Annotated in this window: 23 protein-coding genes; 15 read left to right on the top strand and 8 right to left on the bottom strand. The window is 65.2% G+C overall.

The window, feature by feature from the left end:
* The first annotated feature begins 9 nt into the window (after positions 1-9).
* The 4 genes from NDK18_RS13040 to NDK18_RS13025 all read left to right on the top strand — a co-directional run bounded on the left by NDK18_RS13040 (position 10) and on the right by NDK18_RS13025 (position 5,059).
* Positions 10-819: a DUF4198 domain-containing protein gene (locus tag NDK18_RS13040; protein ID WP_250628043.1), complete on the top strand. Its 810-nt coding sequence runs from the start codon at positions 10-12 to the stop codon at positions 817-819.
* Positions 820-887: 68 nt separating this feature from the next.
* Positions 888-1,865 carry an FAD:protein FMN transferase gene (locus tag NDK18_RS13035; RefSeq protein ID WP_425600644.1) on the top strand — a complete coding sequence of 326 codons (978 nt, stop codon included), beginning with the start codon at positions 888-890 and terminating at the stop codon, positions 1,863-1,865.
* 78 nt (positions 1,866-1,943) lie between these two features.
* Complete coding sequence (locus tag NDK18_RS13030; RefSeq protein WP_250627996.1) at positions 1,944-4,166, top strand: M1 family metallopeptidase; 2,223 nt, start codon at positions 1,944-1,946, stop codon at positions 4,164-4,166.
* On the top strand, positions 4,163-5,059 hold the full coding sequence (locus NDK18_RS13025; protein ID WP_250627995.1) for a hypothetical protein: 897 nt from the start codon (positions 4,163-4,165) through the stop codon (positions 5,057-5,059). Before NDK18_RS13030 ends, NDK18_RS13025 begins: the two co-directional genes overlap by 4 nt.
* 6 nt (positions 5,060-5,065) lie before the next feature.
* Here the strand turns inward: NDK18_RS13025 and NDK18_RS13020 are convergent, their stop codons facing one another.
* The 4 genes from NDK18_RS13020 to NDK18_RS13005 all read right to left on the bottom strand — a co-directional run bounded on the left by NDK18_RS13020 (position 5,066) and on the right by NDK18_RS13005 (position 7,015).
* A complete protein-coding gene (locus NDK18_RS13020) occupies positions 5,066-5,608 on the bottom strand; it encodes a HutD/Ves family protein (protein ID WP_250627994.1) in 543 nt (180 codons plus the stop codon).
* Positions 5,605-6,141 carry a GNAT family N-acetyltransferase gene (locus NDK18_RS13015; RefSeq protein ID WP_250623946.1) on the bottom strand — a complete coding sequence of 179 codons (537 nt, stop codon included), beginning with the start codon at positions 6,139-6,141 and terminating at the stop codon, positions 5,605-5,607. The genes NDK18_RS13020 and NDK18_RS13015 overlap by 4 nt, the downstream gene beginning before the upstream one ends.
* Positions 6,142-6,160: 19 nt before the next feature.
* The gene (locus NDK18_RS13010; protein ID WP_250623945.1) at positions 6,161-6,622 is read right to left on the bottom strand and encodes an SET domain-containing protein; all 462 of its coding nucleotides are present in this window, start codon (positions 6,620-6,622) and stop codon (positions 6,161-6,163) included.
* Between the two features lie 105 nt (positions 6,623-6,727).
* Entirely contained in the window at positions 6,728-7,015 is a 288-nt protein-coding gene (locus NDK18_RS13005) for a ComEA family DNA-binding protein (protein WP_250627993.1), read from the bottom strand.
* Positions 7,016-7,186: 171 nt separating this feature from the next.
* Between NDK18_RS13005 and NDK18_RS13000 the strand changes: the two genes are divergently transcribed.
* From NDK18_RS13000 to NDK18_RS12970, 7 genes are all read left to right on the top strand, one after another.
* Positions 7,187-8,611 (top strand): M20 family metallopeptidase, encoded by a 1,425-nt coding sequence (locus NDK18_RS13000; protein ID WP_250623941.1) that lies wholly within the window; start codon positions 7,187-7,189, stop codon positions 8,609-8,611.
* Entirely contained in the window at positions 8,608-9,306 is a 699-nt protein-coding gene (locus NDK18_RS12995; RefSeq protein ID WP_250627992.1) for a YggS family pyridoxal phosphate-dependent enzyme, read from the top strand. Before NDK18_RS13000 ends, NDK18_RS12995 begins: the two co-directional genes overlap by 4 nt.
* A 227-nt stretch (positions 9,307-9,533) precedes the next feature.
* On the top strand, positions 9,534-10,238 hold the full coding sequence (locus NDK18_RS12990; RefSeq protein ID WP_250623938.1) for a C40 family peptidase: 705 nt from the start codon (positions 9,534-9,536) through the stop codon (positions 10,236-10,238).
* Between the two features lie 92 nt (positions 10,239-10,330).
* Positions 10,331-10,759, top strand: a complete 429-nt coding sequence (locus NDK18_RS12985) for a DUF3574 domain-containing protein (protein ID WP_250623937.1) — start codon at positions 10,331-10,333, stop codon at positions 10,757-10,759.
* Positions 10,693-12,345, top strand: a complete 1,653-nt coding sequence (locus NDK18_RS12980) for a hypothetical protein (RefSeq protein ID WP_250623936.1) — start codon at positions 10,693-10,695, stop codon at positions 12,343-12,345. The genes NDK18_RS12985 and NDK18_RS12980 overlap by 67 nt, the downstream gene beginning before the upstream one ends.
* A gap of 24 nt (positions 12,346-12,369) precedes the next feature.
* Positions 12,370-13,014, top strand: a complete 645-nt coding sequence (locus NDK18_RS12975) for a rhomboid family intramembrane serine protease (protein ID WP_250623935.1) — start codon at positions 12,370-12,372, stop codon at positions 13,012-13,014.
* Between the two features lie 88 nt (positions 13,015-13,102).
* Positions 13,103-14,908 (top strand): hypothetical protein, encoded by a 1,806-nt coding sequence (locus tag NDK18_RS12970; RefSeq protein WP_250627991.1) that lies wholly within the window; start codon positions 13,103-13,105, stop codon positions 14,906-14,908.
* On the opposite strand, the gene NDK18_RS12965 is transcribed toward NDK18_RS12970, so the two are convergent.
* Positions 14,830-16,416: an amidase gene (locus tag NDK18_RS12965; RefSeq protein ID WP_250627990.1), complete on the bottom strand. Its 1,587-nt coding sequence runs from the start codon at positions 16,414-16,416 to the stop codon at positions 14,830-14,832. The genes NDK18_RS12970 and NDK18_RS12965 overlap by 79 nt on opposite strands.
* Positions 16,417-16,517: 101 nt before the next feature.
* Here NDK18_RS12965 and NDK18_RS12960 point away from each other — a divergent pair, with 101 nt between their 5' ends.
* On the top strand, positions 16,518-17,231 hold the full coding sequence (locus NDK18_RS12960; protein ID WP_250627989.1) for a c-type cytochrome: 714 nt from the start codon (positions 16,518-16,520) through the stop codon (positions 17,229-17,231).
* 4 nt (positions 17,232-17,235) lie between these two features.
* Complete coding sequence (locus NDK18_RS12955) at positions 17,236-18,468, top strand: c-type cytochrome (RefSeq protein WP_250627988.1); 1,233 nt, start codon at positions 17,236-17,238, stop codon at positions 18,466-18,468.
* A 1-nt stretch (position 18,469) separates the two neighbouring features.
* On the opposite strand, the gene NDK18_RS12950 is transcribed toward NDK18_RS12955, so the two are convergent.
* The 3 genes from NDK18_RS12950 to typA form a co-directional block, all read right to left on the bottom strand.
* Positions 18,470-18,979 (bottom strand): mismatch-specific DNA-glycosylase, encoded by a 510-nt coding sequence (locus tag NDK18_RS12950; protein WP_250627987.1) that lies wholly within the window; start codon positions 18,977-18,979, stop codon positions 18,470-18,472.
* Positions 18,972-19,658: a Dph6-related ATP pyrophosphatase gene (locus NDK18_RS12945; RefSeq protein WP_284691718.1), complete on the bottom strand. Its 687-nt coding sequence runs from the start codon at positions 19,656-19,658 to the stop codon at positions 18,972-18,974. The genes NDK18_RS12950 and NDK18_RS12945 overlap by 8 nt, the downstream gene beginning before the upstream one ends.
* 70 nt (positions 19,659-19,728) lie before the next feature.
* The gene (gene typA / locus NDK18_RS12940; RefSeq protein WP_250623927.1) at positions 19,729-21,558 is read right to left on the bottom strand and encodes a translational GTPase TypA; all 1,830 of its coding nucleotides are present in this window, start codon (positions 21,556-21,558) and stop codon (positions 19,729-19,731) included.
* A 163-nt stretch (positions 21,559-21,721) separates the two neighbouring features.
* Between typA and NDK18_RS12935 the strand changes: the two genes are divergently transcribed.
* Positions 21,722-23,431, top strand: a complete 1,710-nt coding sequence (locus tag NDK18_RS12935; RefSeq protein WP_250627985.1) for a D-(-)-3-hydroxybutyrate oligomer hydrolase — start codon at positions 21,722-21,724, stop codon at positions 23,429-23,431.
* Positions 23,432-23,534: 103 nt separating this feature from the next.
* Entirely contained in the window at positions 23,535-24,044 is a 510-nt protein-coding gene (locus NDK18_RS12930; RefSeq protein WP_250623925.1) for a peptidylprolyl isomerase, read from the top strand.
* The last annotated feature ends 57 nt before the right edge of the window (positions 24,045-24,101 follow it).

Here is a 24,101-nt window from a genome sequence, read left to right as displayed (position 1 = left end):
GCCATGAAGATGATCCATGCCGTTACGGCCCTAGCTCTTGCCATTGCCTGCGCGCTGCCGCAGGCGGCAGATGCGCACAAGATGTGGATCGTGCCTTCGGCCACGGTGCTTAGCGGCGACGATGCCTGGGTGACGGTCGATGCCGCCATCTCCAACGATCTTTACTATCCCGATCATTTCCCCGCACCGATGGACCGCATCGAGGTCACCGCGCCCGATGGCGCCGCCGTTGCGCCGGAGAACGCCGCCACCGGCAAGTTCCGCAGCACGTTCGACGTGCACCTGTCCCGGCCTGGTACGTATCGCATTGCCTTGCGCAACGATGGCGTGTTTGCCACCTACACGCTGGCCGGCGAGAAGAAGCGCTGGCGGGGCACGGCGGGTGAACTCGCCACCGCGATTCCCGCCGCGGCGACCGAGGTCAAGGTATCGGAGTCGGTATCGCGGGTGGAGAGCTTCGTCACCGCCGGCGCAACCACCCACGGCGTGTTCAAACCCACTAACCGGGGCCTGGAACTGGCGCCGGTAACACACCCGAACGATCTTGCCAGCGGCGAGAAAGCCACCTTCCGCCTGCTGCTCGATGGCAAGCCTGCATCGGGCATCAAGATGACCGCGATCGCTGGTGCCACGCGCTATCGCGACGCTGCCGGCGAGCTCAGCGCCACAACGGCAGCCGATGGCAGCTTCAGTTTTACCTGGCCCGCGGCCGGCATGTACTGGATGAGTGCTTCGGCTGAAGACAACAAGGTCTCGGTGAAGCCGGCTACGGAGCGCAGGCTGGCATACACCGCCACGCTGGAAGTGCTGCCGCAGTAATGGCGAGCTGGGTGCATCGCTTCGCGGCGTACGCGTCGTGCGCGTACCTGGTGCTGGCGTCAGCCACGGTGTCGGCGGCGCCATCCACACGCACGGGCAGTCTCAAGGGCCTGACCATGGGCACCAGCTGGACGGCGACGGTGGTGGTGCCGTCATCATCGGATCTGCCAACCCTGCAGGCAGTGGTGCAGGCAGCGCTGGACCGCGTGGATGCCCAAATGAGCACCTACAAACCCGATTCGTCGCTCAGTCGCTTCAACCGGGCACCTGCGGGTACTTGGCAGCAGCTCGAGCCTGAGTTCTTTACCGTGCTGGCCCATGCGCTGTCTGTGGCCCGCGACAGTGAAGGCGCTTACGACCCGACGGTGGGCCCGCTGGTCGACCTGTGGGGGTTCGGCCCGGTGGCGCCTTCGTCCATGCCTCCATCGTCCTCTTCCATCAATGCCGCCCGGGCGCGAGTGGGTTGGCAGCGCCTGCGCCTGGATACCGCCACGCGCCGCGCGCTACAACCCGGTGGCGTGGCGCTCGATCTTTCGGCCGTGGCCAAGGGCTTTGGCGTGGACGAAGCCGGACGCGCGCTCGAACGCGCGGGCATCGCTTCGTATCTGGTGGAAGTGGGTGGAGAACTGCGTGCCCGGGGACGCAAGGTGGATGGTTCGCCCTGGCGCGTGGGGGTGGAACGCCCGGACGCTGCAACGGCTGCCGCGAGCGCCGGCGACATCGGCGCAAGCGTGCTGCTCGAGGGCATGTCCATCGCCACCTCCGGCGATTACCGTCGTTTCCGCGCCGGACCCGAGGGACGCCAGTCGCACCATATCGATCCGGCCACCGGCCGGCCGGTGCGTGGCGACCTGGCCTCGGTCAGCATGATCGCCATCGACTGCATGCAGGCCGATGCCTGGGGCACGGCATTTTCCGTCATGGGCGTGGAGCGCTCGCTGGCCTTCGCACGCCGCCGCCACATGCCGATGCTGATCGTCGAACGCCGCGGCAATGGTTTCGTCGAACACGCTACGCCGCAGTTTATTGCATTGATCCAACCGTGACCTCTGGCCTATACCACTGGAGCCGGCGCCCAGCGCACTCTGCCTGATCAACTACGGGGAGGGGGCTGCATGCTGTGCATGGCCAAGAGTTGGGGCGGGTTACTTGCCTCAGGTTTGCTGGTTTCGACCGCTTCGTTCGCGCAATCCGCGCCATCGGTGCCGCCTGCTTCCACACCACCAACCTCCACCGCAGCGGCCACCGCGCTGCCGGCAGGCATAGGCTTCACCTCGCCGCACGCCTCCGCCGCCCTGGTGCCCAGCAGTCCCGAAGCCTGGGGCGGCGCGCGCACGGGCAAGGAGGCCACGCTGTCCGATCGCGTGGTGGGTTACACCATCGAGGCCACGCTCGATGCACCCAAGCACGCCGTGGATGCCAAGGAGAAGCTCACCTGGCGCAACCGCAGCGACCAGCCGGTCAGTGCGATCTACGTGCATCTGTACCTCAACGCCTTCGAAAGCTCTGGCAGCACGTTCATGACCGAGCGCAAGGTGATGACGGCGCAGGGTCACGCACGCGGCGTGGGCACGATCGAGAAGGGTGACTGGGGTTACATCGACCTGAAGAACGTTGCCCAGGGCGGCACTGAGCTGAAGTGGTCGTTCGTGCATCCGGACGACGGGCCGGCCACCGACCACACGGTGGCCCGCATCGACCTGGCGCAGCCGGTACCGGCGGGCGGTACGCTGGATCTGGACATCGATTTCCATAGCCAGCTGCCAAAGGTGATCGAGCGCACCGGCCATGTGGGCGACTTCAACATGGTCGGCCAGTGGTTCCCGAAGATCGGCGTGATGGAACTTGCCGGCGAGCGCGGGGCCACGGCGCCGCGCTGGAACGTGCATGAGTTCCATTTCTCCAGCGAGTTCTATGCCGACTTCGGCAGCTACGACGTCAGTGTCACTGCCCCGAAGGATTATGTGGTGGCGGCGGTGGGCGAGCAGCAGGGTGAGCCGGTAGCCAAGGGCAACGACCTCACCTGGCGTTTCAAGCAGGATGACGTGCACGACTTCGCCTTCATGGCGGCGCCGGGCTTCAAGACCATCGACGGCGAATGGGACCATCCGGGCAGCCCCCACGTGAAGGTCAAGGTGGTGTACCCGCCGGAATTCGAAGCATCCGCGCAGCCGGCGCTGAAAGCCACCGTCGATTCACTCACGTATTTTTCCGACACCCTCGGCGCGTACCCGTATCGTACGGTCACCGCGGTGATCCCGCCGTTCAATGCGGATGAAGCCGGCGGCATGGAATACCCCACGTTCTTTACCGCCGAAGGCTACGACAAGGTCGAGCCAGGCACGGGTAACGTCTTCGAGCTTGATTTCGTCACCATCCATGAGTTCGGCCACGGTTATTTCTATGGACTGCTGGCAACGAACGAGTTCGAAGAACCCATGCTGGACGAAGGCCTGAACGAGTATTGGGACCAGCGCATGCTGCGGGCGCGCAAGCAGCTGTTCATCATCGGTAATCCGCTGATGAAATGGTGGGGCATCACCAACCAGGTCAGCGGCTTTGATGTCGAGCGCATCACCGCGGGGCTTTCCTCTCCGCCCGATCCGCTGGGCCAGAACGCCTGGGATCGTTTTTCCAGCGGTAGTTACGGCACGGTGTACTCGCGCACGGCTACCGCGATGCACGACCTGGAAGAACGCCTGGGCCACGACGCCATGGAGAAGGCGTTCAAGGCGTACTACGCGCGCTGGCACTTCCGCCACCCATCGGCGGCGGACCTGCGCCAGTCCCTGATCGAGTCCACCGGCGATGCGGACACGGTGAACACCATCTTCAACCAGTACGTCTACGGGACCGGTTTCATCGACGACCGCGTCGTACGCGTCAGCTCGTCGGAAGTGCTTCCATTGGTCGGCCTTGAGCTCAAGGACGGCAAGCGCGTGGAGGTCACCGAAGAAGAGAACACCAAGCGGATCGCCGATGCGCGCAAGGCGTGGAAGGATTCACACGCCGATGCCAAGGATGATGAGGGCCCCTATCCATGGCACAGCACGGTCACCGTGGCGCGCGATGGCAATCCGGCGCCGCAGGTGCTGGAGGTGACCTTCGCCGATGGCGTGAAGCAGCGCGTGGCCTGGAACGATGAGCGGCGCTGGGCGAGGTTCGAGTTCGAACGGCCGGTGAAGGTGGTATCGGCGGAGCTCGATCCGGATCACAAGTTCAACCTGGACACCAACAAGATCAACGACAGCTACACCACCAAGACCAGTGGCGCGGCCGCGCGCCGTTGGACGTCCGACATCGGGGCCGTGTTGCAGGGAATCTACGCCATGCTGGTGACGCTATGAACGGCTTTACAGGAAGGGTCGGTTTCGGGGCCTACGCCGGGGCGGCGGTATCCGCCCTGCAGTGGCGGCTGTTGATCCTCTGGGCACTGGCGCTGCTGGTCCCCACCGCGATCGTGGCGCTGCCGGTGTTCGGCCTGCTGCATGGTCAACTGGGCCACTGGATGTACAACAGTGCCCTGGCCCAGCAGTTCAGCATGCCGGTGGTGCACGATCTGTGGGACACCTTCGCCAGCGCAAAGGGCGCATTGGCATCGTCGGGCATCGTGGCGGTGGGCCTGACCTTGCTGATCGCGCCATGGCTTACCGGCATGGCCGTGGCCAGCGGTCGCGCCGCGCGTCCGCTGTCGTTCGGCGGCCTGATCCAGGGCGGTTTCGTCGAGTACGGCCGCATGTTCCGCGTGGCGTTGTGGAGCCTGGTTCCCTATGCGGTGGCCATTGCCGTGCACATGGCCATGAGCCACTACGCGGAGAACCGCGGTGATGACGCCGTGCTTCAATCCGTGGCCGACAGTGCCGACCGCACGGCCCTGATCGTATCGCTGGTGGTCTTCGCCATCATGCAGGCCATCGTCGAATCGATGCGCGCGCAGTACGTGGCGGACCTGGGCCTGCGCTCGGCCACGCGTGCGTTCGGGCGTTCATTGCGCCAGATCGTGCGCCGGCCGTTGACCACCTTGCTGGTGTACCTGGTGATCACCGCCATTGGCCTGGGCCTGGCCGCGCTCATTGCCTATGTGCGCATCCGCACGCCGGCGCTGGGCGCGTGGAGTTTCATCCTGGCCTTCGTACTGGTGCAGGTGGGCGTGATGGCCACCGCCTGGATGCACGTTGCGCGGATCTACTCGCTGGCCATGGTGGCGCGTTCGATGGTGTTTCGCCGGCGCCGTCCTTAGCCAGCGTCAAAGGCGGGCGAGGACAACCTCGCCCGCGCCTTCGAGCAGGGCGCGTTCGCCCTCGCTCGCCAGCTGCATGAACATGCCCGCTTCAAGGCTGAAGATGTCCGCGCCCCGCTGCACCGTGGTCTGGCCGGTAATGCACAGCACGATCCAGCCGAAACCGCCGGGCAGCATCATCGATCCCGCCAGCGGGCGTGCCACCAGCATCCCCTCGGTATCGCCGCGCAACATCAGGTTGACCGCGCGCGTGGGGTTTTCCGGCAGTCGGCAATGGGGCGGCGTGCCGCCATCGAAGCGAACCACCTCCAGCCGCCGGGCTTCCACCTCCCGCTCGTCGAAGGCGAGTATCACCGGTGCATCGAGCACGGTGAACTCCCGGCGCACGCCCTGGAAATTCGAGAACGGACCTTCGACGCGGATGTCGGCAACGCTCAGCCGCCAGTTCCAGGGCGTAGCGTCGGTGGCGACTTCCGTCGTGCTGCCCCCGCCATTGCTCCAGGGGATGGATTCAAGCTCGTTGAGGTGGCGCGGGGCGGCGAAGATCATCCGGCGGCTTGCCGGCTCATTCGATGCGGGGCGTAGTAGGCGAACAGGTGCGTATGGCCGCCGAGGAATTCGATGTTGTCCACCAGCTCGGCGCCCAGGCGTTCGGCGACGTGGTCGCTGGCTTCGTTGCCGATGCGCACCAGGCTGATCACCCGCTGCACGTGCATCTGGTTGAAGGCGAACTGCAGTGCTGCCTCGCCGGCCTCCGTGGCATAGCCATGGTGGCGGAATTCGGGTTTGAGCATCCAGCCAAGCTCGAGGTCGGGCCAGCCTTCCGGACACATCAGGCCCGCGCGGCCGACGAACTGCCCGGTGTCTTTCAGTTCCATCGCCCACATGCCGCAACCGCGCAAGGTCCAGTGGCCGAGCAGCATCGCCATCGAGCGCCAGGCATTCATGCGGTCCAATGGTTGGCCATCGCCCACCCAGCGGGTGCTTTCCGGATCGGCAAGCATCGCGGCGTAGTCGTTGAAGTGCGCCTCGGTGAGCGCGGTCAGGCGCAGGCGGGCAGTTTCTAAGGTGGGAATGAGCATGAGAGTGTCGATGGATGGATCAGCCGAGCAGGCGGGCCAGGGCGTGGGTGGTTTCAGCAAGGCTCGCCGGCCAGGGCAAGCCGACAATTTTCCCACCAGTGGCGCTGTCGATAAAGGCCTCTTCCTCGCCCGGTGGCAGGAGATGGCGGTAGTCCACGGTTATCTCCGTCCCGGAGGGCAAGTTTTCAAGGGCGAAAACGAAGCCCAGGTGCCATAACCCCGTTGGCGTAAAGCTGTGATTTACAAAACATTCGTCGGGCCAGTCGGCGCTTAGCGTGTAGCGATCCTCGAACCAGCGAGCCATGGCGTGGCGCTGGGCCGCAAGTTCTTCCGACGCGTCGATTTGCCCCAGGGCATAGGTCGTATCAATAGCGTCGGGCGCCAGCATGATCCTGCCGGCTGTGACGTCCTCGTCGAGGAAAATCCCCTGTCCGGCGCCCTCGATGGACGACGGTGCCACCCGGTAACGCACGGAAATCATCGGGCCCCTCGGCTCCTTGTCGGCCTGACCGCAGGAAAAAGCCGCGGCGCGGGCGGAGTGTGGTCCCCCGCGCCGCGCCGCGCAAGCCGCCCCCCGGGTCGGCCGTCAGCCCCCCTTGGCGCTGCCTTTCTTCGATGGCGCTTCGACCTGGATGAATTCACGGTTCTTTTCCACCATGGCCTTGCCGATGCCCTTGACCGAGATGAGGTCGTCCGCGGCGCGGAACGGGCCGTGCTGCTCGCGCCATTCGACGATGGCCTGGGCACGCGCGATACCGACGCCGTCCAGCGACTGCGCAAGCGTGGCGGCGTCGGCCTTGTTGATATCCACGGAGGTGCCGGCGAATACAGCCGGGGAAAACAGCAGAAGGCTGGCAAGGATGGTGCGTTGCATCGTTGAAGGACCCATGGGCAGGCACCGGATTGGTGCGCGATCACTATGCGTGGCCGCGGCTTGTCCCGAGCAGCCGTGAAGGGCGTGCGAAAGGGTGGTCCAGAGGTCGCTTCCGGTGTGGTCCCATGCCTCGGTTACAATGACCGTCTTCTTTTTGCATGGCCTGCCTCAGTGGATACCTCGCGCATCAGTTCCTTCATCGGTGACCTGTGGGACGCCGAAATCGTCCCGCAACTGGTGCAGTACATCCGCATCCCCAACAAGTCGCCGATGTTCGACGCAAAGTGGGCCGAGCACGGCTACATGGACGACGCCGTGCGCCTGATGGAGACCTGGGCGCGCGGCAAACTTGCCGCTTTGCCGGGCGCCACGCTGGAAGTGGTGCGCCTGGAAGGCCGCACGCCGCTGATCTACATCGAGGTGCCGGGGCAGGGCGACGACACCGTCGTGCTCTACGGCCACCTGGACAAGCAGCCGGAAATGACTGGCTGGTCGGAGGGCCTTGGGCCCTGGGAGCCGGTACTGCGCGGCGATCGCCTGTACGGCCGCGGTGGCGCCGACGACGGCTACGCCATCTTCGGCTCGCTCGCCGCCTTGCTGGCGCTGCACGAGCAGGGCGTGCCGCATGCGCGTTGCGTGATCATGATCGAGGCCTGCGAGGAATCAGGCAGCTACGATCTTCCTTACTACGTCGATCACCTGGCTCCACGGATCGGCAACCCGTCGTTGGTGGTGTGCCTGGATTCCGGCTGCGGCAACTACGATCAGTTGTGGCTCACCACCAGCCTGCGTGGCATGACCGGCGGCAACCTCACCGTGCAGGTACTCGAAGAAGGCGTGCACTCAGGCGATGCCTCGGGCGTGGTGCCTTCAAGCTTCCGCATCCTGCGCCAGCTGCTCTCGCGCCTGGAAGACCAGGACACCGGCCGCATCATCCCCGATGAGCTCTACGTCGACATCCCCGAAGAGCGCCGCGAGCAAGCGCGTCGTTCGGCCGAAGTGCTGGGCAACGACATCTTCGACAAGTTCCCGTTCGTCGAAGGTATGAAACCGGTGACCGGCGACCTTACCGAGCTAGTGCTCAACCGCTCATGGCGCCCGCAGTTGGCGGTGACCGGCGCCGGTGGCCTGCCGGCGCTCGACAGCGCCGGCAACGTGCTGCGGCCCAAGACGTCGGTCAAGTTGAGCCTGCGCGTGCCGCCGACGCTTTCCGGCGCCAAGGCGGGTGCATTCCTCAAGCAGTTGCTGGAAAAAGACCCGCCCTACGGCGCACGCGTCACCTTTGCGCTGGAGAAAGACGGCAGCGGCTGGAACGCCCCGCAGCTTTCGCCATGGCTTACCGACGCGGTGTCGAAGGCATCGGAAAGCTACTTCGGCGCTCCCGCGGCCTACATGGGCGAGGGCGGCAGCATTCCCTTCATGGGCATGCTGGGCGAGAAATTCCCCAAGGCACAGTTCCTGATCACCGGCGTGCTCGGTCCGCACTCCAACGCCCATGGCCCCAACGAGTTCCTGCACATTCCCACCGGCAAGCGGGTGAGCATGGTGGTGGCGGACGTGGTGGCACGCCATTACGCCGAGGGTGCCAAGGGATGACCGATCCGGCGCCCCCGGACCTTGCCGCACGCTGGCAAGCGGTGCGCGGGCGCGTGGACCAGGCCTGCCGGGATGCCGGGCGATCGCCCGGCGAGGTGAACATCCTGCCGGTAAGCAAGACCTTCGATGCCGCCGTGGTTCGCCAGGCGGCGGCCCTGGGATTGAAGCGCTTCGGCGAGAACAAGGTGCAGGAGATCCGCGCCAAGGCCGCCGACCTTGGCGACCTTCCGCTGGAATGGGTGGTGATCGGTCACCTGCAGACCAACAAGGCGCGCGATGTCGCCAGGCTGGCCTCCGAGGTGCAGTCGCTCGATCGCATGGAGCTGGCGCACGAACTCGACCGTCGCCTGCAGGCGGAAGGGCGCGGCATCGATGTGCTGGTGCAGGTGAAGACCTCACCGGAGGAAGCGAAATCCGGCGTGTCGCCCGAAGCGCTGCCCGGGCTGCTGCACGAGCTCAATGCCTGCGCCAGCCTGCGCCTGCGTGGCCTGATGACCATGGCCATCGCCTCGGAAGACCCAGCGGCCGTCCGAGGCTGCTTCCGCCAGCTGCACCAGCTGCGCGAGGCCTGCCGCCAGTCAGGACACGACCTGGACCGGCTCTCGATGGGGATGAGCGGCGACTTCGCCCTGGCCATTGCCGAAGGCGCCACGGAAGTCCGGATCGGCAGCGCCATCTTCGGCGTCCGAAGCTGAATCGGCTTCCTTTCATCCATAAAATTAATATTGCCCGGGCTATTTGCTATATCCCTTGGCCTAGCACCGTCTCAAAGTGTGATGAATCGCAACTACTGAAAAAACTTCGTAAATGTTGTGAAGAATTAACTCGTTTCGAACATATTCACAAAAATGCTTTGGTACTTTCACTGCTCTTTCACGGTCGCGCGCCTCCCGGCGCCCTCAACAGAAGGCAGGAAAAGCCCTTGGCAGACAAGCATATACACCGCAAATTAGGGTTCGCGCTGCTGCTTTGCCTGCCTGCCGCTTCCGTCTTTGCCACCGACTCCGTTGACACCTCCCTTGCTCGTCCCGCCGCCGCGCTGATGTCCGGCCTTTCGGTGTATGCGCCCGGTCCTGCCCTCGCCCAGGCTGCTTTCGGCACTACCGATAGCGCACCGGCTGCCGCCGCGAAGGGCGATGTGAAGCCCGGCACGGTCGAAGCCCTGGCCATGCTCGATGAAGACGAAGACATGCCCGCCGAAGGCGTCGCCTTCGATTCGTCCTCGGTCACCGGCAACGATCCGCGCCACGTCCTGCTGCAGCTGGCCATGAAGCTGCGCGACATCCGCTACCGCCGCGGCGGCGACACGCCGTCCACCGGCTTCGACTGCTCCGGCTTCGTCCGTTACGTGTTCAGCCGTAGCCTGGGCCTGGATCTTCCCGCCAATTCCGGTTCACAGTTCGCCGCCGGCCTGAAGGTCGACCGTAGCGACATGAAGCCGGGCGACCTCGTCTTCTTCCGCATCCGTGGCAAGCGCGTGTCCCACGTGGGCATTTACATCGCCAACGGGCAGTTCATCCACTCGCCATCCACCGGCAAGACCGTACGCGTGGACAGCCTGCAGGAAGCTTACTGGTCGCGTCGTTTCGCCGGCGCCAAGCGCCCGGACGGCATCGCCCGCATCTGATTGAAATCCGTTGTCTTGGATGTTCCGAAACGGTCCGCTCGCGGACCGTTTTTTTTGTTGCCTTGCAGCACGCGCCTGTCGATACTTGAGGCATGAGCCTTCGCGCATTCCTGCCCATGCTTGCCCTGGCCGCCCTCGCGGGCTGCGCCACGCCTTCCACCTTTCATGGGGACCCGGCGCACCCGGCGGCGACGGCGGGCTGGGTGGATACGCGGCTCTATTTCGGCCTGGGTGACGAGGGCGGCAACACCGGCGTGGGCGAAGATGCCTGGCGCGCCTTCCTTGATACCGAAGTGACGCCGCGCTTCCCCGATGGGCTGTCGGTGCTCGACGTGTATGGGCAATGGCAGGATACGGGCGCTGCCGCGCCAGAGCGCCTGCGTTCGAAAATGCTGGTGATCGACTACCCCGACACCGCGGACAACCGGGCGAAGATCGAGGCGATCCGCAGCGCATGGAAGACCAGGACCGGCGACAAATCGGTACTTCGCGTGACCACACCCGCCCAGGTATCGTTCTGAGCGCGCCGCGCGCCTGGTTCCGTGCCGGCGACCTCAACGGGGTGCTCGGGCTGATCGTCGACAACCTGTCGATCCTGGCTTTTCTTTCCACCGCCTTGATCGTGATCTTCCAGTTTCCTGCGGATATCGTCTTCGAACGGATGTTTCCGGGTACGGCGCTGGGGGTGTTGCTGGGGAACCTGGCCTATACCGTGATGGCCCGGCGCCTGGCCGCGCGAACCGGGCGCGATGATGTCACTGCGATGCCATTGGGCCTGGACGCTCCCACCAGCATCGCCATGCCCCTGGTGGTGCTGGGGCCGGCCTACCAGGGCTACCTGCACGCGGGCATGGCTCCTCATGATGCCGGTATCGCCACGTGGCAGCTGGGCATGGCGGGCCTGGTGGTGATGGGCGTGCTCAAGTTCGTCTTGTCGTTCCCCGGCGATACCGTCCAGCGCTGGGTGCCGCGCGCGGGCCTGCTTGGCTCCATCGCGGGCATCGCGCTCATGCTGATGGGCTTCCTGCCGCTGGTGGAAATCATGAAGGTGCCGGTGGTCGGCCTGGCGGGTCTTGGCGTGGTGCTCTATGCGCTGGTGGCGCATGGGCCGATGCCCGGGCGCATGCCCGGAGTACTGGTGGCGTTCGTGGTGGGTGTGGCGCTGTATTACGGACTTGGGCCGGCGGGACTGCTCGGGACGGGTTACCAGCCGCCGGTGGCCTGGCAGTGGCAGCCCGCGCTGCCCTGGCCATCGCTGGGATTCGTCGCGGGATTGCCTGCAACCGTGCCGTACCTTCCGCTGCTGCTTCCTTTCGGCCTGCTGATGGTCGTCGGCGGCATCAACGTCAGCGAGAGTGCCCGCGCCGCGGGTGACGATTACCGCACACGGGACATCCTGCTGGTGGAGGCCCTGGCGACGCTGGTGGCAGGCATTTGCGGCGGCGTGGCGCAAACCACGCCGTACATCGGCCAGCCCGCCTACAAGGGGATGGGTGCGGGCAGCGGCTACACGCTGGTCACGGGACTGCTGGTGGGCATCGGCGGCGCCCTGGGCGTGCTCTCGGGGCTGGTGCAGTGGCTGCCGCTATGCGTGCTGGCACCGATCCTCGTGTACGTGGCGATGAGCATCAGCACCCAGGCCTTCCAGGCCACGCCGCAACGCCACTGGCCGGCGGTGGTGGTGGCGTTCTTTCCGGCCATTGCGCGCCTGCTCACGATCAAGCTGAGCGATCCGGCCTTGGTGCCCCCGGCGCATTTCGCCGAGCTTTACGCCTCGGCGGCGCACGGCTTGCCGGACCTGGCCGTGGTGACGATGCTTGGCAACGGCTTCATCATCACCTCGATGCTGTGGGCCAGCCTGGTGGTGGCGATGATCGACGGCCGGCCACGGCGGGCCGCGGCGATCGCCCTGCTCGGGTCCTTGCTTACTGCCTTCGGCGTGATCCACTCAGCCCAGCTTGCCGGCGGCGTGTACCTGCCATGGGCGCTCACCGGGGACCTGCGCGCCCTGGTCCATCCTTTCACCCTGGCCTATGTGGTGCTTGCCCTGGTGCTGGCGGGGTTGTCCTTCGTGCCCGCGCCGCCCAAGGGTTCTCGGTTACCCTAGGCCATCGCTTACGCTGGATTTGCCATGCCGTTTGACCTGCCGCCGATTACCCGCGCCCTGTTGATTGCCAATATCGCCGTTTTCCTGCTGCAGCAGCTGGCAAGCGAATTCATGGTCGTCTATTTCGCCCTGTGGCCGTTGGGTCCGGACTTGAGCGACGGTATGGTCGGGCCGGGTCTGTTTCAGATATGGCAGGTGGTGACCTACGCGTTCATGCACGGCAATGCGATGCACCTGTTGTTCAACATGCTGGCGCTTTTCATGTTTGGTGGCCAGATCGAGCGCCTGTTCGGCGAAAAGCAGTTCCTGCTGTACTACTTCGTGTGCCTGCTCACCGCGGGGCTGTGCCAACTCGCATTCATGTACTTCTTCGAGAACGGCCAGATGTTCCCGACGGTCGGTGCATCAGGGGCCATCTTCGGCCTGCTGCTGGCCTTCGGCATGATGTATCCGCACGAGAAGATCATGCTGATGCTGATCCCCATACCGATGCCCGCCTGGCTTTTCGTCACCGGCTATGCCGCGGTCGAACTTTTCTTCGGCATCACCGGCACGCAGGCAGGCGTGGCCCATTTCGCTCACCTGGGCGGCATGCTGGGCGGCTACCTGCTGATCGAATACTGGCGCGGGAAGTTTCCGATCAAGCCACGTCGGCGGTTGATGCGTTAAGACACTGTCCTTCAGCCCCAAAGATTGGGGTGCGCGAAGGACCCTCGGATAAGGACATTGCACAGCCCACGGAATGGGCCGGAGGATCGTGGATACATCGCTGTTTTTTCTCGCCACGCTATGCGTGGCGTGCGCGCTGCCGCTTGCGCTGGGTTTGCCGGTTGCCGTGAGGCTGGGTGTGGGGCAGGGCGTGGGCCGGTTGGGATTCGCCGCCGCCATCGGGATGGGGGTCATCCTGATCGCTTGCCGGGCTGTGCAGATGTGGCTCCCCATCGGCATCGCGGCGCCCTGGATGGCCGTGGGAACGGGGTTCGCCCTCACCGCATTGTGGGCGCCTGCGAAGATACGACGTAACATCTGGCGCCTTCTATGCGCGCAGCGGCGTGCCGTGGCCGCCTTCCTTGGCACGGGCATGATGATCGTCGTCCTGATCAATGTTCCGATCCTTGCCGGAGGCGCGCTTCAGTTCGAAGGATCGCGAAACGCGGACAGTTTCACCTTCACCTCCAATGCCCGCTACATGATCGGACATGCATTTTTCGGCGAGCCAGATTTCTCGCCGGACGATCCCGTCTACAGCATTTCGCGCAGCTATTTTGGTGCCGAAGCCACGCAACCGCGCCCTGCTGCCGAAGGCTACCTGGCATGGCTTTCGGCGCTTTCAGGAAAGGATCCCCTCTATCTCTATAACGCCGTGCAAGGGGCCGGATTGCTGTTGGCGGGACTGTCCGTGCTCGCCATGGTGCGGCACCGGCGACGCAATGAAGCGAAGGCATCGCCATGGGCGATGGCGATCATGGTGTTTGCATGTCCCGCGCTGGCATATGTGGCGATCAATTCCAATTTCGCCAATAACTTGAATCTTGCACCCGCCACGGCCTACGTGGCGCTGGTCCTGGTTCGCAACACGCGGGTCAGAATGGTCCTGGGTGCGTTGTTCGTTGCGAGCCTCCTGGGCGGTTACCCGGAACTCCTGGTGTTCGTGATGGCGTGTCGCGTACTTGCCATCGTTATCGAAATGCTTGCAGGAGCGACGGACTTCGTACGAAAGATCGGCACCATCGGAATGGAGTTGCTGCTTGGATGTCTCGTCGTTCCATGGGCAGCGAAGGCGGCTTTCGTCGTCTATGCCACGACGCTAGGCATTGGAGGGTCGAACGACGGTTCCCTGCATGGCGATATCGCCGAAGGCGTTCCGTTGTTCCTGTTGGCATTGGTCGCGTTTGCTCTATGCCTGAGACATCGGCGACGCATTCACACCAGTCTTCCAGATGCCCGCGCGTTGTATGCGGCGGTACTCATTGTATTTGCGGCAGCCCAGGTAGCAATGCTGATCAAGGGTTTCGACTACGGAGGGTTTCGCCTCGCGGGATACTTCGTGACCTTGCACCTTGGTGTCCTTGTAGGAAGCGCGACCCACGCGTTGGCGGCGGAAACTTCCGCGTGCTTCTACAGGATGGTCAGGTGTGGACTAGTGGTGGTCGTTGCCGTCGTCACGCTCAAGACGGGCTTGATGATCGAAAAATCATGGCGTGTTGCCAAACAGCGGCACGTGTCGGCGGACCTGATAGCGCTTGGCAAATGGCTTGACCAGAACGACGACGTGGATAGCTTTCTCATCGGCCCGACGCCGCAACCGTTCTACTACGGTATGTGGATCCGCTATCTCACTTCAGCGCCCCTGGTGTACGACTTCTCCAGGGGCGATGTGGCGGGCTATCTCTCTCCCTATCTCAAGCTGGTGCAGCGAGGCGACATTGGGAGCACCGGTTGGATCGCTGCCCCGGATGGAGAGCCTGGTAACGCCGTGCGTTGTCACCTGACAGGCGTACCACCCACCGTATCGAGGAATTTCGGACGCTGGTACGCCGGGCGGTGTATCTCAAAGCTGTAGGCGATGCCGATCAGGGTGGGTTCGGACCACTTGGTGCCGAAGAACATGATCCCCACCGGCAGACCGTGGGCGAAGCCGGACGGCACGGTGATCGACGGGTAGCCGGCGATGGCGGCGGGGGCGGAAGGGCCGCCGACGGTGGGATCGCCGCTTACTACATGGTCGCCCAGCACCAGGTCGTTGACGAAGGTCGGGCCCCAGGTGGGGGCGAGCAGGGCATCGAGCTTGTCGGCGGCGAGTGCTGCATCGATGCCTTCGGGGCCGGCCAGGCGCTTGGCGTCGGCCTGTTGCTTGAGGTACCCAGGGTCGGTGAGCGGTGGCTTGGCCTGTGCCTGTTCGAACAGTTCCTGCCCGAACCAGGGCATCTCGCGGGCGGCTTCCTTGTTATTGAAAGCGATGAGGTCGGCCAGGTCGTGGACGGCCAGACCCTTGCGCGTATCAAGATAGGCCTTGATGTCGTGCTTGAACTCGGTAAGCAGGATCGGCAACTCGTAGTTGCTCAGCTCATTCAAATGCGGAATGACCACGGGATCGACGATGGTCGCGCCTTGCTGGCGCAGCACTTCGATGGTGGCATCCAGTTCGCGGTCGGCGTTGGGTTCGATGCCGGCCAGTGCACGGACCACGCCGATGCGCTTGCCGCGCAGGGCGTTCGGGTCGAGGAATTTCGTGTAGTCGGTGGCGTGCTTGTTGGCATCCACGGTGGCCGGGTCGCGCGGGTCGCTGCCGGCGATGGCGCCGAGCACCGCGGCGGCGTCGGCCACGCTGCGCGCCATGGGACCGGCGGTGTCCTGGCTATGCGCGATGGGCACGATGCCGGCGCGGCTGACCAGCCCCAACGTGGGCTTGATACCCACGATGCCATTGGCCGAGGCCGGGCAGATGATCGAGCCGTCGGTCTCGGTACCGATAGCGACGGTGGCGAAGCCTGCCGCCACCGCGGCGCCGGAACCGGCGCTCGAGCCACAGGGATTGCGGTCCAGGGCGTAGGGACTGCGGGTAAGGCCGCCCCGGCCGCTCCAGCCGCTGGTGGCGTGGTTGGAGCGCATGTTCGCCCACTCGGACAGGTTGGTCTTGCCCAGGATCACGGCGCCGGCCTTGCGAAGCTTCGCAGCCACCGTGGAATCGGCAGGCGCCGGGGGACCGGCCAGGGCCAGGGAGCCTGCGGTGGTCTGCATGCGGTCGCCGGTGTCCAGGTTGTCCTTCAGCAGGATCGGGATGCCGGCCAGGGATCCCTTGCCGGGCTTGGTGGCGCGCGCGATGGCCAGTGCATCGGGGTTCTGTTCGAGTACGGCATTGACGCGCGGGCCGGCCTGGTCGAGCGTGGCGATGCGGGTGAGGAAAAGCTCGGTCAGCTGCGCGGGTGTGAGCTCGCCCCGGGCAAAGCGCTCCTTCAATTGTGCGATGGAGGCAAAGGCTGTGTCGTCGGGAAGCGGTGCCGGCGGGGCGGCGAGTGCGGGGAGGGTCCAGGCCATGGCCAGGAGCAGCGGCAAGACGCGACGTGTCATCGTTGGATTCCCCTATGCGGCGATCTGTCTCACGTTAGCACTACGGGCGGCGTTTACAATCTACTGAAGCCCAAGCAGTCGCTGCCACTCAAGGAAAAGCCATGAGCCGCTTGTTGTGTTGCGCTGCGATGTTGTTGGCGCTGCTCAGTACGGGCATGGCCGCGCATGCCGCGCCGACCGACGCGCCCAAGGTGCCCGACACGCTCAAGCAACGCATCGCCAGCTGCACGGCCTGCCATGGCGAGTCCGGCGAGGGCTCCGACAATGCGTTCTTCCCGCGCCTGGCGGGCAAGCCGCAAGGCTATCTGGTGCGGCAGCTGCAGGACTTCCGCAACGGCCTGCGCCACTACGCGATCATGGAATACACCGTGCGTCCGCTGGATGACGACTACCTGCGCGAGATCGCTGGTTACTTCGCCGCCCAGGACGTGCCCTACCGAACCCATCCGGTGCCCTCCATGACGGCGGCGCAGAAAGCACGTGGCGAGCAACTGGTGACGCAAGGCGACAAGGCCCGCGGCGTGCCGGCGTGCACCGCATGCCACGGCAGCAACCTAACCGGTGTGCAGCCGGACATTCCCGGGCTGATAGGCCTGCCATACGACTACCTCAGCGCCCAGCTGGGTTCCTGGCGCACCGACACGCGCCGCGCCGCCGCGCCCGATTGCATGGCCACCATCGTCAGCCATCTTTCCGATGCCGACATCAGCGCTGCCGCGGCCTACCTTGCATCGCATCCGATTCCAGATGACCCGCGCCCCCAGGCGGCGGGTTCGGTCACCATGCCGCTTCGTTGCGGCAGCGTAGGGAGCTAACACCATGCGCGCATCGAACATCGCGTTCCGCGCCGCGCTCGCCCTGGGCATGGTGTTGGCGGGGTTTGCCGTGGCCCATGCGGATCCGGCGTCGGTAGAGCGTGGCCGCTACCTCGCCACCGCCGGTGATTGCGCCTCATGCCATACCGCCCTCAACGGTGCGCCCTTTGCAGGCGGCCGCGTCGTGGGCACGCCGTTCGGCGGCATCCCCACGCCCAACATTACCTTCGATCGCGCCACTGGCATTGGCGCTTGGACAAAGGACGAGTTCTACCTTGCGATGCACGAGGGCGTATCGCGGGATGGCACCTTGCTGTACCCGGCGTTCCCGTTCACCTCGTACACCAGGATGACGCGCGCGGACGTCGACGCCGTTTACGATTTCCTGGGCACGGTGGCGAGGGTATCGCGCAAGAACGACGAGCCGCAGCTGAGCTGGCCATACAGCATGCGCTCGTTGATGAGCGCCTGGCGCCTGCTTTATTTCGACAAGGGCGAATATGTCCCCGACCCGTCGAAGTCCGCGGCATGGAACCGGGGCGCCTACCTGGTGCAGGGGCCTGGCCACTGCAACGATTGCCACACGGCGCGCAATTCGCTGGGCGCCACGGTGAGTTCACCGCGCCTGGCCGGAGGCCTGATTCCGGTGCAGGACTGGTACGCATCCGACCTCAGTATGGCCAAAGGGGGAGGCCTGGCCAACTTCCGCCAGCAGGACATCGTCGACCTTCTCAAGACCGGTCGTTCGGCACGTGGCACCGCATTTGGCCCGATGGCCGAAGTGGTGCAGATGAGCACGCAGTACCTGTCCGACGACGACCTTGCCGCCATTGCCACCTACCTGCAATCGCTGCCGCCGCGCCCCGCGCCCGATCAGGGCAACGACATCGACGCCAGTGCATCGATGGCGCGCGGGCAGAAGATCTACGCCGACAGCTGCGCCGATTGCCATGGCGTCTCAGGCACCGGTGTTGCCGGTGTCTATCCCCCGCTGGATGCCAATTCGTCGGTGGCGGAGCCGGTCGGCGTCAACGCCATCCGCATCGTGCTCTCCGGTGGATTCGCCCCGGTCACGGCCGGCAACCGCCGTCCGTATTCGATGCCGCCATTCGCCCAGAAGCTCAGCGACCAGGAGGTGGCCGACGTCACCACCTACATCCGCCGCTCGTGGGGCAACAACGCGCCACCGGTGCAGATCGACGACGTGCGCAAGTACCGTTCGACGCCTACGTATTGATTTAATGACTGAGCGCGGCCGATGCCGCGTCCGCCCAGGGTTCGATCCGCCATGAAGCGCGCGCCTGGCCCGACGGTGAAGGCAGCACGAAGCAGCGCGTAGTACCAAGCGCGATGGGCTGTTCGCCGAAGGCCACGTCGCGGCCGTAGAAGGCACGGGCTGCATTCTTGCTGGTGAAGGCCAGCACGTGTGGTGAGAAACGCTCGATCTTCAGGCGAAGCGATGCGGCGTCGAAGGCATCGCGGGGAAGTTCGTCATCGTTGCCGTGGTGGTGCTTGGCAAGGTCGGTGAGGCCGATGCCGAAGGTCGGCAGCAACAGGAATTCCTCGGGACGAAGAAGACGCGGCGTCAGGCCCACGCCGTGTACGGTGCGCCAGAACATGTTGCCGGGGTGGGCGTAATACGCCCGCTCCTGGGCCGAGCGCGTTCCCGCGGCGGTACCGCAGAACACCAGGCGCAGCCCTGGCAGCATCACGTCCGGCAAGACGTGTTCGACCGTGTCGTCAGTCATCGAGGAGAAAATCGCAGTAGCGGAAGCGCTCGTCGCGCGTGACCAGTTCCCCCTGGCGCAACGGCAGATCGTGCTCGAAAAGCGGTCCGCCAAAGCTCAAGGTGTGGAACTCACCCCTCTCGCCGCAGGGGTCGGCGCTGCCGGGCAACGACGCCAGCAGGCTTGCATCGAAGGCGTGGCCGGCGAAACGGCCGTGCAGTTGTTGCGTATCCACGCAACAAAGCCGGGCGAGGTGGCCCTCGGCGACGAAGCGATGGGCAAGTGCGGTAGTGTCTTCGCCCCACAGCGGGAAGATGCCCTCCCAGTCCAGTTGCGCAAGCTGCTTCTGGCGATACGCCCGGACATCCTCAAGGAACAGATCGCCGAAGGCGATGTGCCGAAGGCCCGGCCAGCGCGCCTGGGCCTCGTCCAGCGCCGCGGCGAAGGCAGCTTCGTAGGCATCGTTGCTCGAAGGCCATTCCAGTTCGGCCACCACGAGAGGAAGGCCCAGTGCCCGGGCCTGCGCCTGGAGGATATCCCGCCGCACGCCGTGCATGGCGATGCGCTGGAAATGTTGGTTGACGGTGGTGAGCAACCCCACCACGCGCCATGACGCATCCTCCCGCAGGCGCTGCAGGGTCATCAGGCAATCCTTGCCGCCACTCCATGACAGCAATACTTCGGTGGGGGAGGTTGGCATTCCCCCATGGTAGCGGGAATAAAAAAAGCCCGGCAATGCCGGGCTTTTTTCTGCCGCACCAGAGTTCGAATCAACCCTTGCGCGATGCCTGCTTGCGGTCGTTTTCCGTCAGGTACTTCTTGCGCAGGCGGATTTCCTTCGGAGTCACTTCCACCAGCTCATCATCCTCGATGAAATCGAGCGCCTGCTCCAGCGAGAACTTGATCGCCGGGGTGAGCTTGATGGCATCGTCCTTGCCCGAGGCGCGCATGTTGGTCAGCGGCTTGGTCTTGATGGCATTGACGGTGAGGTCGTTGTCCTTGGCGTGGATGCCGATCAGCTGGCCTTCGTATACGTTGTCGCCTTCGGCGGCGAACAGCTTGCCGCGCTCTTCCAGCGGGCCAAGTGCATAGGCCGGGGTGGCGCCGGGGGCGTTGGCGATCATCACGCCATTCAGGCGCTTGGCGATGGCGCCGGTTTCCTTCGGGCCGTAATGGTCGAACACGTGCGAGAGCAGTCCTGAGCCCTGGGTGAGGGTCTTGAACTCGTTCTGGAAGCCGATCAGGCCCCGCGCCGGGATCATGTAGTCCAGGCGCACGCGGCCCTTGCCGTCGGACTCCATGTTCTTCAGCTGGCCCTTGCGCACGCCGAGCTTCTCCATCACGCCGCCCTGGTGCTGCTCTTCGATGTCGATCACCAACTGCTCGACCGGCTCCTTCAGCTCGCCGTCGATTTCCTTGATGATCACCTCGGGACGGGACACGGCCAGTTCGTAGCCTTCGCGGCGCATGTTTTCGATCAGCACCGACAGGTGCAGTTCGCCGCGGCCGGAGACCAGGAACTTATCCGGATCGGAACCTTCTTCCACCTTCAGCGCCACGTTGTGCAGCGTCTCGCGCTCCAGGCGCTCGCGCAGCTGGCGGCTGGTGATGAACTTGCCGCCGGAGAGGTCCTTGTTGCCGGCGAACGGGGAATTGTTCACCTGGAAGGTCATGCTGATGGTCGGCTGGTCCACCGTGAGGGCCGGCAGGGCCTCGGGGGAGTCGAGGGCGCAGACGGTATCGGAAATGCCCAGTTCCTGGACGCCGGAAATGGCCACGATGTCGCCGGCCTCGGCTTCCTCCGCTTCGATGCGTTCCAGGCCCATGAAGCCGAGCACCTGCAGCACCTTGCCCTGGCGCTTCTTGCCATCCGGGCCGACGATGCTGACGGGCATGTTCTTCTTGATCTTGCCGCGCTGGATGCGGCCGATGCCGATCAGGCCGACGAAGCTGTTGTAGTCGAGCTGGCTGATGCGCATCTGGAACGGACCGTCCGGATCGACGTCCGGCTTGGACACGTGCTGCATGATCGCTTCGTACAGCGGGGTCATGTCGCCTTCGCGGGTTTCCGAATCGAGGCTGGCATAGCCGTTCAGGGCAGAGGCGTAGACGATGGGGAAGTCCAGCTGCTCATTGGTGGCGCCGAGCTTATCGAACAGGTCGAACACCTGGTCGACCACCCAGTCCGGGCGGGCGCCGGGACGATCGACCTTGTTCACCACCACGATGGGCTTGAAGCCCATGGCGAAGGCCTTGCTGGTGACGAAGCGCGTCTGCGGCATCGGGCCGTCCAGGGCATCGACCAGGATCAGCACCGAGTCGACCATCGACAGCACGCGCTCGACCTCGCCGCCGAAGTCGGCATGGCCTGGGGTGTCGACGATGTTGATGCGGTTGTCGCGCCACCTGATGGCGGTGTTCTTGGCAAGGATCGTGATGCCACGTTCCTTTTCCTGGTCGTTGGAGTCCATCGCGCGCTCGGCAAGCACGGTGCGCTCGGCGAGCGTGCCGGACTGCTTGAGCAGCTGGTCGACGAGGGTTGTCTTGCCATGGTCGACGTGGGCGACGATGGCGATATTGCGCAGTTTTTCGATGGACATGCCCGGACCCCCCGGCTCAAGGCCGGAGCACCTTTCGTGGTTAAGGAAGCCGCCTAGTATACGGCCAATCGGTGGCATCCGCATGAATCGTTAACATGGCGGCCCTATCGCGGCCACCGGGCCCACCGGCTATCGTTGCCTTCCCGTAAGCGAAGGATGGCCCATGCCGGAGGTCCGAGTCACCGATCACCGGCACGGCGACGACCTGCTCAGTGCCGGCCTGGGCCTGGCGGGCCTGGCGGGCCTGGTGCCTTCATGCCTTAATCCCTTCGACCCCACATCGAAAGAACTTCGCCGCCGCGCCATCCAGTCGAGCTGGAAAGGCATTGCCGACTTCGGCGTGCTTGGCGGCTTCGGCGAGGTCTATGGCGCGGTGCCGGATGTGCCCGGGCGTGAATTCACCACCTTCGACACCCTCGAGGGAGCACGTTTTCCGCATCGCGTGCTGCTGCAGGCGCCCGATGCCTTCGACGAGAAGGCCCGCTGCCTGGTGGTGGCGCCTTCGTCCGGGTCGCGTGGCGTCTATGGAGCGATTGCCCTGGCCGGAGGTTGGGCGCTGCCGCGTGGCTTCGCCGTGGCCTATACCGACAAGGGCACCGGGGCAGGGTATTTCGACCCCTCGGACATGAGCGGCGTGGCGCTGGACGGGCGCCGTGCGCGCATGGGCGAAGCGCCGCTGGAATTTGCCGTGGAAGGACTGGGCCCGCTCGATGGCCTGGGCGTCAAGCATGCCCACTCGCAGGACAACCCCGAGGCCGACTGGGGGCGTCACGTACTGGCGGCGGCACGCTTTGGCCTGGCGATGCTCGACCGCGCCTATCCGCAGCTCGCCCCGTTCACGCCGGCCAACACCCGGATCATCGCCACGGGCCTCTCCAACGGCGGTGGCGCGGTGCTGCGTGCCGCGGGCGACGATGCCGAAGGCGTCCTCGCCGGCGTGGTTGCCCTGGAGCCCAACATCCATATGCCCGGGCGCGGCCGGCCGCTGTACGACTACGCCACGGAAGCTGCGCTGTTGTTACCTTGCGCGCTTACCTCGCCACATTTCGCCGGTGCACCATTCGCGCAGTCGATGGGCGGCTCGCCGTTGCCATGGATCGCCCGCGGCGCCAGCCTGCGCGCGCTTGGCCTGGTCGACGGAGCCACCCCGGCGGCGCAGGCGGCCGATGCACTGGCGCGGCTGCGGGCCAACGGCTGGCGCGATGAATCGCTGGCCACGGCGGCATCATCCACATCGCTCGACCTCTGGCGCGCGTTGGGCGCGACGTACGCGTCGTCTTACCTGCGCTGCCCGCCCGATCGCATGCCCTGCGGTTTCGTTTACCGCAACACGATGCCGGCCTTGCGGCCCACCTGGTGGGCCGACGCCAGTGGCGTTCCGCCCGGCCCTGGCGTGGCCATGCCCGGCGGCACCACGCTCGGCGTGGACGTGAACCTGCCGGGCGAGCAGGGGCTTCGCGCGCTGTGGGACGGCACGTCGTCGGACGCTGCAAAGCTGCGCCGCTCGGTCGATGCCACCCGGGCGAACCTTCCCGCCGAAGGCTTGCCGGTGGTCGTGGTCCACGGCGCCGCCGACGGGCTGGTCCCGGCCACGTTCACTGCCGACCCTTACGTGGCATGGTTGCGCGCCTCGGGCCGCTCGCCGGTGTACTGGCGCGTGCCCCACGCCCAGCATTTCGATGCCTTCCTGGCCTTCCCGGATTTCGGTGATCGCCACGTGCCGCTTCTCCCATACGGTTATGCAGCGCTGGATCGACTGTGGGCTCACCTGTCCGTGGGCAGGTCCCTGCCGGAGGATGCGGTGCCGGCGGGTGCCCGGCCGCGGGGATCGGGGAAACTCACCGCCAGCCACCTGGTGCTCACGTCCGGTTGAATCGCGTGGACAGCCCCCCCACTTGGGGTCGGGTATGCTCTTGCCCCCATTGCCGCCCGCCATGCCCCGTGGCGGTCATTTCCAGGACACCGAAGGATTCCCCATGCCGATCACCGTTACCCTGCGCACGACCAAAGGCCCGATCCATATCCGCATGCACGACGACAAGACGCCGCTCACCGTGGCCAATTTCGTCAACCTGGCTCGGCGCGGCTACTACGACGGCCTGACCTTCCATCGCGTGATCAACGATTTCATGGTCCAGGGCGGTTGTCCCGAAGGCAGCGGCCGCGGTGGTCCGGGTTACCGCTTTGGCGACGAGTTCGACCCCTCCCTGCGCCACGACAAGCCGGGCGTGCTCTCCATGGCCAACGCCGGCCCAGGCACCAACGGTAGCCAGTTCTTCATCACCCACGGTGCCACGCCGTGGCTGGACGGCAAGCACAGCGTGTTCGGCGAAGTGATCTCGCCCGAGGACATGGCCGTGGTGAACCAGATCCGCCAGGACGACATCATCGAGAAGGTCGAGGTGGAGGGCGACGTCGACGCCCTGCTGGCTGCCCAGGCCTTCCAGGTGGGCGAGTGGAACAAGGTGCTCGACGACGCTGGCTGAAAAGTGCTGCCGGATGGACCCATCGAAAGCGGTGGCTAGCCGTCATCTGTCGGGTAT

The sequence above is a fragment of the Pinirhizobacter soli genome (assembly GCF_015905305.1).
In the GTDB taxonomy this organism is placed as follows: domain Bacteria; phylum Pseudomonadota; class Gammaproteobacteria; order Xanthomonadales; family Rhodanobacteraceae; genus Pinirhizobacter; species Pinirhizobacter soli.
The sequence above is the reverse complement of the archived record's forward strand: the minus strand, read 5'-3'. Positions and strand labels throughout refer to the sequence as shown.

Excerpts from the sequence above, each read along its gene's own strand:
- NDK18_RS13025 (WP_250627995.1), top strand. The coding sequence starts at position 4,163 with ATGAACGGCTTTACAGGAAGGGTCGGTTTCGGGGCCTACGCCGGGGCG.
- NDK18_RS13020 (WP_250627994.1), bottom strand. The coding sequence starts at position 5,608 with ATGATCTTCGCCGCCCCGCGCCACCTCAACGAGCTTGAATCCATCCCC.
- NDK18_RS12930 (WP_250623925.1), top strand. The coding sequence starts at position 23,535 with ATGCCGATCACCGTTACCCTGCGCACGACCAAAGGCCCGATCCATATC.
- NDK18_RS13005 (WP_250627993.1), bottom strand. The coding sequence starts at position 7,015 with ATGCAACGCACCATCCTTGCCAGCCTTCTGCTGTTTTCCCCGGCTGTA.
- NDK18_RS12960 (WP_250627989.1), top strand. The coding sequence starts at position 16,518 with ATGAGCCGCTTGTTGTGTTGCGCTGCGATGTTGTTGGCGCTGCTCAGT.
- NDK18_RS13015 (WP_250623946.1), bottom strand. The coding sequence starts at position 6,141 with ATGCTCATTCCCACCTTAGAAACTGCCCGCCTGCGCCTGACCGCGCTC.
- typA (WP_250623927.1), bottom strand. The coding sequence starts at position 21,558 with ATGTCCATCGAAAAACTGCGCAATATCGCCATCGTCGCCCACGTCGAC.
- NDK18_RS12975 (WP_250623935.1), top strand. The coding sequence starts at position 12,370 with ATGCCGTTTGACCTGCCGCCGATTACCCGCGCCCTGTTGATTGCCAAT.
- NDK18_RS12980 (WP_250623936.1), top strand. The coding sequence starts at position 10,693 with ATGGAAGACCAGGACCGGCGACAAATCGGTACTTCGCGTGACCACACC.
- NDK18_RS12985 (WP_250623937.1), top strand. The coding sequence starts at position 10,331 with ATGAGCCTTCGCGCATTCCTGCCCATGCTTGCCCTGGCCGCCCTCGCG.
- NDK18_RS13030 (WP_250627996.1), top strand. The coding sequence starts at position 1,944 with ATGGCCAAGAGTTGGGGCGGGTTACTTGCCTCAGGTTTGCTGGTTTCG.
- NDK18_RS13040 (WP_250628043.1), top strand. The coding sequence starts at position 10 with ATGATCCATGCCGTTACGGCCCTAGCTCTTGCCATTGCCTGCGCGCTG.
- NDK18_RS12955 (WP_250627988.1), top strand. The coding sequence starts at position 17,236 with ATGCGCGCATCGAACATCGCGTTCCGCGCCGCGCTCGCCCTGGGCATG.
- NDK18_RS12965 (WP_250627990.1), bottom strand. The coding sequence starts at position 16,416 with ATGACACGTCGCGTCTTGCCGCTGCTCCTGGCCATGGCCTGGACCCTC.
- NDK18_RS12945 (WP_284691718.1), bottom strand. The coding sequence starts at position 19,658 with ATGCCAACCTCCCCCACCGAAGTATTGCTGTCATGGAGTGGCGGCAAG.
- NDK18_RS12995 (WP_250627992.1), top strand. The coding sequence starts at position 8,608 with ATGACCGATCCGGCGCCCCCGGACCTTGCCGCACGCTGGCAAGCGGTG.
- NDK18_RS12935 (WP_250627985.1), top strand. The coding sequence starts at position 21,722 with ATGCCGGAGGTCCGAGTCACCGATCACCGGCACGGCGACGACCTGCTC.
- NDK18_RS13010 (WP_250623945.1), bottom strand. The coding sequence starts at position 6,622 with ATGATTTCCGTGCGTTACCGGGTGGCACCGTCGTCCATCGAGGGCGCC.
- NDK18_RS12950 (WP_250627987.1), bottom strand. The coding sequence starts at position 18,979 with ATGACTGACGACACGGTCGAACACGTCTTGCCGGACGTGATGCTGCCA.